Here is an 8,419-nt window from a genome sequence, read left to right as displayed (position 1 = left end):
CTCAAAAATAAAGGCGACGCTGTCATCACAATTTAAATGCATAACAGCTTATTGGTCTCAACTATGCTAATAGTTATCACGAAATCAATATCTTGGGTACAGGATTAACTAGTAGTGACATTGGGGCTTTAGCTAATGTTTCACTGGGAACACCCGTTAAACTTAATTCTTTTGGTGGGACAGTAACTTGGCGTTTTTCCCCAAAAATTGCTTTATCTGGTTACGGTGCAGCAATCTTTGTGGATGATTCTGCGCGTGATGTCGATGCTTCTACGACCTTCACTAGTTGGATGGTAGGGCTTCACTTTAATGATTTATTCCACCAAGGAAACAACGCAGGTATTTTGTTTGGACAGCCGTTATACCGGACTTCTGCTGATGGTGATGCTGAACTTGTCTCTACAGGTGTTGATCGGGCTACTCCTTATCATTTAGAAGCTTATTATCGCTTCAAAGTAAATGATAATATCAGCATTACCCCTGGGGCTTTTGTGTTATTTAACCCCGAAGGTGACAGCAGAAACGATACAACAACTGTTGGTGTACTCCGTACTACTTTCACTTTTTAACAGTTAACAGTGCTTGGAGTTGGAGAAAAAGACGCGGGGAGTGGGAGAGATGGTGACGCGGAGAGTGTTTTATCTAAATTCACCGTGTCCCCCCGTCCCCTTACCGTTAGAGACTTTTGTGCGTGGTGGCAATGTATCTTCTATGGCTTCATAAATACTCGACCATTGCCGCCGAAACACTAGTTAAAGACGCGATGAATCTCTACAATATGGTCTATTTGTCACATTCTTTTTTCAAATTGGTATAACTTTTTATTTTTGCCTTATTCGGAGATACATAAAATTTTTCTAACGATAATATTGACCAAAAGAATTTGGTTCTGACTAGCAATACAATCAAAGTAATTATTCCTAATAGTATTGTTGTAAATTTATTGTCCAGGTAATGGGAACCAATTATGAGAGTATGAATAGTACTCAACAATAAAGCTGGTAAACTTAACAAATGAATCCGTCGCCAGCGTTTACCTAAAGACTTTTGCAGCGAATCAAAACTCGTCAAAGCAGCAGGAGTCATCAAGGCTAACGCCACAGCACCCGCAGTCATCCCCCACTGAAAATCAGGTGGTAAGAACCAGAAAGCATCAATATTCCATTGCAGCGAGTGTTCCATCATGTGGACAGCGTGGACAACAGCAAGTACAAAAGCACCTACCCCCAAAGCACGACGGTAACACAAAGGTGTTGCCCATAAGTTACTAATCGGACGAGCAAGCAGTACTAGCATTAACAATATCAGTGCCGCATGTCCGGTGTAATCTCCCATTGTGTCACCAGTCCGTAGCAGTGTCAGCACACCAATGGTGAGAGTTACCCAGCCACCCAAACGAAACAATTGACTGCGTCTGTCTTTACTCAGTACAGATGTTGACACACCTACACCCAACATCATTGGGAAAGTTCCCAAGCCGAAAGCCAGCATCGTTGCTGCACCCATCCACAAATTACCTGTTTCCGCAGCTTTAATTTGGGCAACATACAAAAAACCACACGGCATTAAACCCCAAGTCATACCTAAAACTGCTGGTGTCCACCATCTATTTTGTAGGGAAAGTTTGACCATTGCACTACTCAAGCGGTTGTGCAAACTTTTTTGTAATAGAGGGTGTAACACTGGTATGCGCGGTAGTAAGTCGGGTGTGATCTGTCCTAATCCAAACCAAATCAACATCACACCAGTCAAGATTGCAACCCACTGGCGTAATTGACTACCAACTCCTGCCATTTGACCACTGGCAAGTAATACAGAACCCAATACCCCAATTCCTGCACCAACTAGGGTATAACTCAGCATCCGCCCTAAATTTAGCAGGGTGTGAAATTTGATTTGTTGTCGCCAATTACCAGTTTCTTGGTGACGGGACAGAGAAAAGGCCACAGCCAAAGGGCCACACATTCCTAAGCAATGTCCAAAACTTCCCAAGAATCCTAAAGTGATGAGTAGCCACAAATCGAGCATGTTAACTTATAGCAATTTTTCCACTACTGCCAATCAAAGCTAAACACATTAATCCAGTTGATACTAACAGGAATTTTTGTAACATTAGTAAATGCTGAATTTGTTTAATAGGGAACTTTAAACTAAGTTTTTGCCTCCTGTCAAAAGACGAGCCGTCAAATTTAAGGTTGAAAGTCAAAAAAGCACGAATGCATACCATGAAAAAATGGATTTGGTTGCTGTTGGCGGTACTAGTAGCATTTGCGGTTGTGGGTAATAGCGGGTTTTGGCGACAGCAGCAACAACCAGCTGTGATGGAAACCGTGAAAGCAAACAATTTAGAGCCAGCGAAAAAAGATACTGGAAAGTCCAGCATTTCCGCGCGTCCCGTGTCTTCGCCCTCAGTGTCGGGACAAAAGCTATTTACCCATGTTCAAAACTTGAATTTTAAACGTTACACAAATGCAGAGCGATCGCGTACCCGCACTTATATAATTTCTGAACTGAAAAAATTTGGCTGGAAACCCCAGCTACAAAGTTTCTCTGAAGGTATTAACATCTTCGCCGAACGTCAAGGAACTGACAAAACAGCAGGAGCTATTTTAGTTGGCGCGCATTACGACACCGTTGCTGTTTCCCCTGGTGCTGATGACAATGCTAGTGGTGTGGCTGTGGTGCTGGAAATTGCTCGGTTATTTGGTTCTCGTCCCACACCCCGAAAATTACAACTAGCATTCTTTGACAAAGAAGAAGCCGGATTATTAGGAAGTCAAGCTTTTACAGCAAAACCAGCGAATCTCAAAAACTTGGATGGTGTGATTATTATGGATATGATTGGTTACGCTTGCTACACTGCTGGTTGCCAAAAATACCCTCCGAATTTACCAATCACCCCACCCAGCAACAAAGGAGATTTTCTGGCGGTGGTGGGCGATACAGAACATTTACCATTATTGCAAGCTTTTGAACGTTCTAATTCAAACATAATTAAAAAAGAAGACACGGAGACGCGGAGAAAGGAAGATGCGGAGATTTCCTCAGTTAATTTCTCTGCGTCAACTCCTCTACCACCTATATTTACATTGCCAGTTCCTCTCAAAGGCTTACTTACTCCAGATACTCTACGTAGCGATCATGCTCCTTTCTGGTTGCAAGGGGTGGGTGCTTTGCTGATAACAGATACAGCAAATCTCCGTAGTTCTCACTACCATCAAGCGAGCGATGTTCCCTCTAATATTGAACGTTCGTTTTTTACATCAGCCGCGCAAGCTGTTGTCAATGCTACTAGTTTTTTGTTATACCAATGATCTATCTATTATAGATGCATTTAATCTCAATGCTGCTCTGTTAACGATTTTTCGTGATCATTTTGGGTATGTAGAGACGTTGCACTGCAACGTCTCTACAGGTTTTTAATGTCAAACACTGCGTTTCTCAATGATTTCTCGATACGTAGCTGCTGCTTGAGTTGGTATGCGCTTTAACTCTGAGTCTTTGTCTAGGTCTATGTGATACAATCCAAAGTCGCTGGCTGAGTCGAACTTCAAACCCCACTCACGATTAGAGGTCAGACTCCAGCAGACATAACCTATAACTTTGACGCCTTCGTTACAAGCGCGTTGCACTTGCTGGATGTGCTGACGAAGGTACTCTTCACGCTTCACATCATCTGCGACATCAACGCAACCATTCTCAGCGATCAAAATCTCTTTGTCTGGGAATAGTTTGGCGTGGAATTTGAGCATATCGTAGAGTACACCAGACCAAACGGGTGCATTGTTATAGCGCCCGAAAGCTGCATCCATCAATTGTTTAACACGGTGGATTTGTAAATTGCTAGTACCCCAGTAATAGTCAAATCCGACAAAATCCTGTTGACCGATGCATTCTTTGGGACAGAGGAATTCTGGTAATTTTCCTGCCATACCGAGGTGCCACCAGTTACTAGTCAAGGATGTTGACAAGATACTGAAAATCTTTTGCAGTGGGTCAAAAATGCTAACGATAGAACGCAATAGGGGTAAACGTTGTTCAGACTTGACTGGGCGAAACTGGACTTTGGTGCGATCGCCAAAAATTTGTTCTGCAACTGTCCGCGCCAAATCTATTTCTAAACCGCTAAATTCACCTGTTTTCGGATCACGATAGCCAAAACCGGGGATATTATCTTTGACTGCAATAATCAAATAACCTCGATCTTGAATACGACGTAACGCTGTTCCTGCTTTAGCAAGCGAATTCTCCACATCTTCTAGCCTATCTTTACCAGTAATATCCCCCAAAGTCGAACGTCTACCCATTTTCGGTGGTTCTGGGATCGCTTGACCAGGGAAATGATCGTTAAGGCTTTGTGACCAAGCTCCGGATTCTTTGAAGCGACGCACTGCTTGATCTACAGCATTGAGTAAAAAGCGATCGCCTTTCGCTACAGCAGCAGCATAAGGTTCTTGTGTCAATCTGTGGTTAACAAATCGATACTCTTCTGGATGCTGTTGGATAATTCCTAACAAAATGGCATCGTCAGCCAAGATTGCACTGACTTGATCATAGTCCAAGGCTCTGAGGGCCTCTTCATAATCTGGGAACACCTCTACATCGGTGTTAGGTAGCATTGCGTAGATATTAGTTTCAGCTGTCGTGCTTTTAACAACTGCTACTTTTTTCCCGGCGAAATCATTTAATTCTTGAATTTGACTCCGGGACTTCACAAGTAAAACTTCACCTGCTAGATAGTAAACCTCGGAAAATGCCACTTGTTCTTCCCGTTCTTGGCTCACGGTGAGCGTAGCAATCACTACATCTACCTCTCCTTTTTCTAGCAAAGCCCGCTCAGTAAAACGCTTACCCTGATCAATTAAATCTTTTTTGCTGCGAAGACGAGTGACGTTGGAATCCGCAATTTTTTGTAACCACAGAGGTAAACCTAGTAACATTGGATTAACTCCGACCTGAGCATCTGGGTTAAATTGCTTGAGAACGGCTCTACCTCTAGTATGAGCAATGAACAAATTCCGCATCAAATCACCCACTGATGACATTTGTTCTGACATGGAAGCACCACGAGGTAGCCCAGGAGGCATAAAATAAGACCGTTCCCACCAAGGTTTGACGTAACCGTAAATTAATTGACTCGGTTCATTAAAAGTAACCCAGTAGCGGGCTAAATTACCTAAACGCCTAGCAACTTCTGTGGCATAACTGGCATAAATCGTGGGAAAATCCTTGGCAATCAGACCACCGCGTTTTTCCACATGTAAAGGATGAGTAAAGTGGTGTAGAGTGACAATCGGTTCCATACCATGAGAACGGATGGTTTCAATGATTTGGCGATAGTGGTCAAAAGCTGAATCACTAAATTGTCCTGGTTCTGGTTCTATGCGCGACCAAGCAAGAGAAAAACGGAACATCTTGCAACCAAGAGATTTAGCTAGCGCAATATCTTCAGCATAGCGGTTCCAAAAATCTGTAGCCTGACCCCGTAGCGTCATAGCACGACGACGTTCCCAAACATCGCGAATATCTTCAAAGTTAGGATCATAAGCTTCGCATTGGTGGTCAGCAGAAGCAACACCAAACATAAATGATTCTGGAAATGGTGTCAGGTCGTTCATTATATAATTTCCTTTTTTTAGTTGTTATGGATTGGGGATTGGGGATCGCGGACAAGGGAGAATGACCAATGACGACCCCAACGAGTTAACTGATATCTTGCACCAACCCCGTATCCCGCCTCAGAATTAATTGGTGAGGCTGATAGCATAAGTCCGTTAAAACGGACTCAAACACTTTTCTAGTCAGATAAATCTGACTTTAGCTATTAGCCAATAAATTTATTGATTGGCGGGATGAAAAGCTGATGCAAGATGTTTCTTAAGAGTTAACTTTATTTGTGCTGACTTTACTTAGTCTTAGCCAGCTGCGACTGTACTTTGGTTTAATGACCGTTGCTTATTTAGAAATTGCAGCAGTCTAGGGAAAATATCGACGTGGACGTTTTTACCCATGAATACGTCTTGATGTCCATAACCAGGAAATACATGAAGTTCGTGTTTGCCTGGTACAATTTGCTCAAGTCTTTGGTGACAGACAATATTAGAATCAGTAAATACATGATTGCGATCGCCCGTCATGAATAAAACAGGAGTTGCAATTTCCTCTGCATACTCAAAATAATTATTCGGTAGGCGATCATATTTAGGATTATTTGGCTCAAACTTGACTGCTGTATTATTGTTTTTCACCATTTTGCGGACATGGCGATAGTAATGTAACCCATTTCCACCATACAAATCGCCACCTCGACGATGGGTGACATCATGGAGATTTTCATGACTATACAATGCAGGCCAACCAGTTCCCCACATTAAACTCAGCATATGGCAAGCTGGGACATCACATTCATGGTGAAATGCGGAAACAGCTTTAGAGAAAATTTTGCCTTTTGTCAAACCTGGATCTTCACTCCATTGGGGGTTTATATAAGGAATTCCCAAGACATATTCCACCAAGAAAGGTGCAAAAGTTAATTTAACTTGCGACCAGTTAGGCACACGTGGAGTTAATGCCACACTATTAGCAATCACGCTGGAAATACCCGTGACCGTTTTGGCAAATAGACTCATGACAAAGGATACAGAACCCAAACAATGACAGATCACATGGATGCGGCGATCGCCTATGTGTTCGCGCATTTTGGCGATCGCTGCGGGATGATCAAACAGCGCAATATCATCCATGTTGTACCGATGCATCTGCAAGTTATACGAATGTCTATTACTCATCCGATAGTCTAAAGTCCAAACATCACCAAACCCGTTGTCCAACAAATACTGCACGAGATTGTAATGTTCAGGCATGATAAACATATCAGTTGATGTAGTCAGACCGTGAATAATCAAAACTACATCATCAGAAGTTGCACGTTGGAAGCGTAACATACTGAGTCCCAACATATCTTCTGTAGAAAATTGATGTGTAGAAACTTCTGCATTCTTCACACCTTCTAAAGTATAAAGTGGTATTTCACGTTTCATAAATTTACCTCAATACAAGTTTGTAGTGAGGGCTTAAGCCCTCTAAATTTTCAATTTATTAGTAAAAAACTTTTTTGTAGTAGTTTTCGTCCTTATATTGATTAAATAACAACAAAAAATTAACTATTCATCATTTCTTGCAACCCCATTTCTCTTGAAATAATAGGTTTATAACCCAATTTTCGTTTAATTTTAGAAATATTATATTTTCTCGGCATAGCCACAAAAGAAATTTCAAACCGAGAAAGAGGAGGTACAGTTTTAATATTTAGTGTTTTCCAGATGGCTTCTACAAAATTTGCCAAAACATTAACAACAAAACTTGGTAAATTAGTTTTTGGAGGTTTTATATCATTAATTTTGAAAAGTTTAGTAAAATAATCTCTAACAGTTATTGGATCATCATCGGTAACTATATATATTTCTTTATTTTCTCCTTTGACACACGCTAAAGAAATTGCTTCTACTAAGTTATCTACGTGAACTGTCTCAATTACGCATTCACCGTTATCTATCCATAAAAATTGCCCAGACTTAACTTTTTCGGCTAATTTTTGTGGAGTCTTATCACCCTTGCCCCAAATATAAGTAGGACGCAGGATAATACATTTCATATCTGTAGAAAAGTTTAAAATTTCTTCTTCAGCTAATTTTTTAGCTTTGCCATAGTAGGAATTAGGTTCTGCTGGATAGGGATATGTCTCATCTATATCAATTAAAGGAGAGACATCCTGTAAAACTGATTCGGAACTAATATAGATGAATTTTTTCACATTCATCTTACTAGCACCAATTAGTAAGTTTTTTGTAGCCAGAGTAATTTCTTGATAAAACTTATCCCAGGAACCCCAAAATTCAACTGGTGCGGCACAATGAATCACTATATCTTGTCCTAATAGTTGCGCTTCCCATTCATTAATATTGTCTAAATTACCTTTAATAACTTTTGCGCCTAACTGCTCAATGGTTTTCTGTGCAGAATCAGACCTAGCCAAAGCTGTAACATCATGATTGTCACTAATTAAACGTTTAATTAATCTCTTGCCAAGAAAGCCTGAACCACCTGTGACAAAAATATTCATCAAGCACCTCGATTATAAATAATAAAGTCGAATGAACCCCCCTCAATCCCCCCGTGAACGGGGGGAAGATTTAGTTCCCTAAGCGTTTACGCTTAGGGTTAGGGTGGGGTAAAAATATTTTTGCAAGAGGTCTATTGGTAAGGATTTTAGGATTGTTTACTTTTCGTAACATAATTATGTTTATTCTCGCTGACTTACTTATGTCACTGCTATAGAAATTCGGTTTGATTTATGAACTTACTGGTAAACTACCCACACTGATTCGGAGTACCGAATACAGTGTGGGCTTTCAGTAGC

The 8,419-nt window shown here is 41.1% G+C and carries 6 protein-coding genes and 1 pseudogene; 2 read left to right on the top strand and 5 right to left on the bottom strand.

The features are described from left to right. Positions 1 to 50: 50 nt before the first annotated feature. Positions 51 to 569, top strand: a pseudogene (locus AC5JMK_RS08705) (iron uptake porin); the annotation flags it as partial. Between the two features lie 214 nt (positions 570 to 783). Here the strand turns inward: AC5JMK_RS08705 and AC5JMK_RS08700 are convergent. After that, entirely contained in the window at positions 784 to 2,028 is a 1,245-nt protein-coding gene (locus tag AC5JMK_RS08700) for an urease accessory protein UreH domain-containing protein (RefSeq protein WP_096676196.1), read from the bottom strand. Between the two features lie 197 nt (positions 2,029 to 2,225). On the opposite strand from AC5JMK_RS08700, the gene AC5JMK_RS08695 reads away from it, so the two are divergent. Continuing rightward, positions 2,226 to 3,314 carry a M28 family peptidase gene (locus AC5JMK_RS08695; protein ID WP_495909895.1) on the top strand — a complete coding sequence of 363 codons (1,089 nt, stop codon included), beginning with the start codon at positions 2,226 to 2,228 and terminating at the stop codon, positions 3,312 to 3,314. A gap of 111 nt (positions 3,315 to 3,425) precedes the next feature. Here the strand turns inward: AC5JMK_RS08695 and AC5JMK_RS08690 are convergent, their stop codons facing one another. From AC5JMK_RS08690 to AC5JMK_RS08675, 4 genes are all read right to left on the bottom strand, one after another. After that, positions 3,426 to 5,618: a family 1 glycosylhydrolase gene (locus AC5JMK_RS08690; protein WP_495909894.1), complete on the bottom strand. Its 2,193-nt coding sequence runs from the start codon at positions 5,616 to 5,618 to the stop codon at positions 3,426 to 3,428. A gap of 17 nt (positions 5,619 to 5,635) precedes the next feature. After that, on the bottom strand, positions 5,636 to 5,767 hold the full coding sequence (locus AC5JMK_RS08685) for a hypothetical protein (protein ID WP_495909893.1): 132 nt from the start codon (positions 5,765 to 5,767) through the stop codon (positions 5,636 to 5,638). A 148-nt stretch (positions 5,768 to 5,915) separates the two neighbouring features. Then, on the bottom strand, positions 5,916 to 7,040 hold the full coding sequence (locus AC5JMK_RS08680) for an alpha/beta fold hydrolase (RefSeq protein ID WP_495909892.1): 1,125 nt from the start codon (positions 7,038 to 7,040) through the stop codon (positions 5,916 to 5,918). A gap of 119 nt (positions 7,041 to 7,159) precedes the next feature. Beyond that, positions 7,160 to 8,122, bottom strand: a complete 963-nt coding sequence (locus tag AC5JMK_RS08675) for an NAD-dependent epimerase/dehydratase family protein (protein WP_096676201.1) — start codon at positions 8,120 to 8,122, stop codon at positions 7,160 to 7,162. Between the last annotated feature and the right edge of the window lie 297 nt (positions 8,123 to 8,419).

This window comes from Pelatocladus sp. (assembly GCF_059505505.1).
The sequence above is the reverse complement of the archived record's forward strand: the minus strand, read 5'-3'. Positions and strand labels throughout refer to the sequence as shown.

What these genes read in the sequence shown, in the direction of transcription:
- AC5JMK_RS08700 (WP_096676196.1), bottom strand. Translation starts at nt 2,028, where the DNA reads ATGCTCGATTTGTGGCTACTCATCACTTTAGGATTCTTGGGAAGTTTT.
- AC5JMK_RS08680 (WP_495909892.1), bottom strand. Translation starts at nt 7,040, where the DNA reads ATGAAACGTGAAATACCACTTTATACTTTAGAAGGTGTGAAGAATGCA.
- AC5JMK_RS08685 (WP_495909893.1), bottom strand. Translation starts at nt 5,767, where the DNA reads ATGCTATCAGCCTCACCAATTAATTCTGAGGCGGGATACGGGGTTGGT.
- AC5JMK_RS08690 (WP_495909894.1), bottom strand. Translation starts at nt 5,618, where the DNA reads ATGAACGACCTGACACCATTTCCAGAATCATTTATGTTTGGTGTTGCT.
- AC5JMK_RS08675 (WP_096676201.1), bottom strand. Translation starts at nt 8,122, where the DNA reads ATGAATATTTTTGTCACAGGTGGTTCAGGCTTTCTTGGCAAGAGATTA.
- AC5JMK_RS08695 (WP_495909895.1), top strand. Translation starts at nt 2,226, where the DNA reads ATGAAAAAATGGATTTGGTTGCTGTTGGCGGTACTAGTAGCATTTGCG.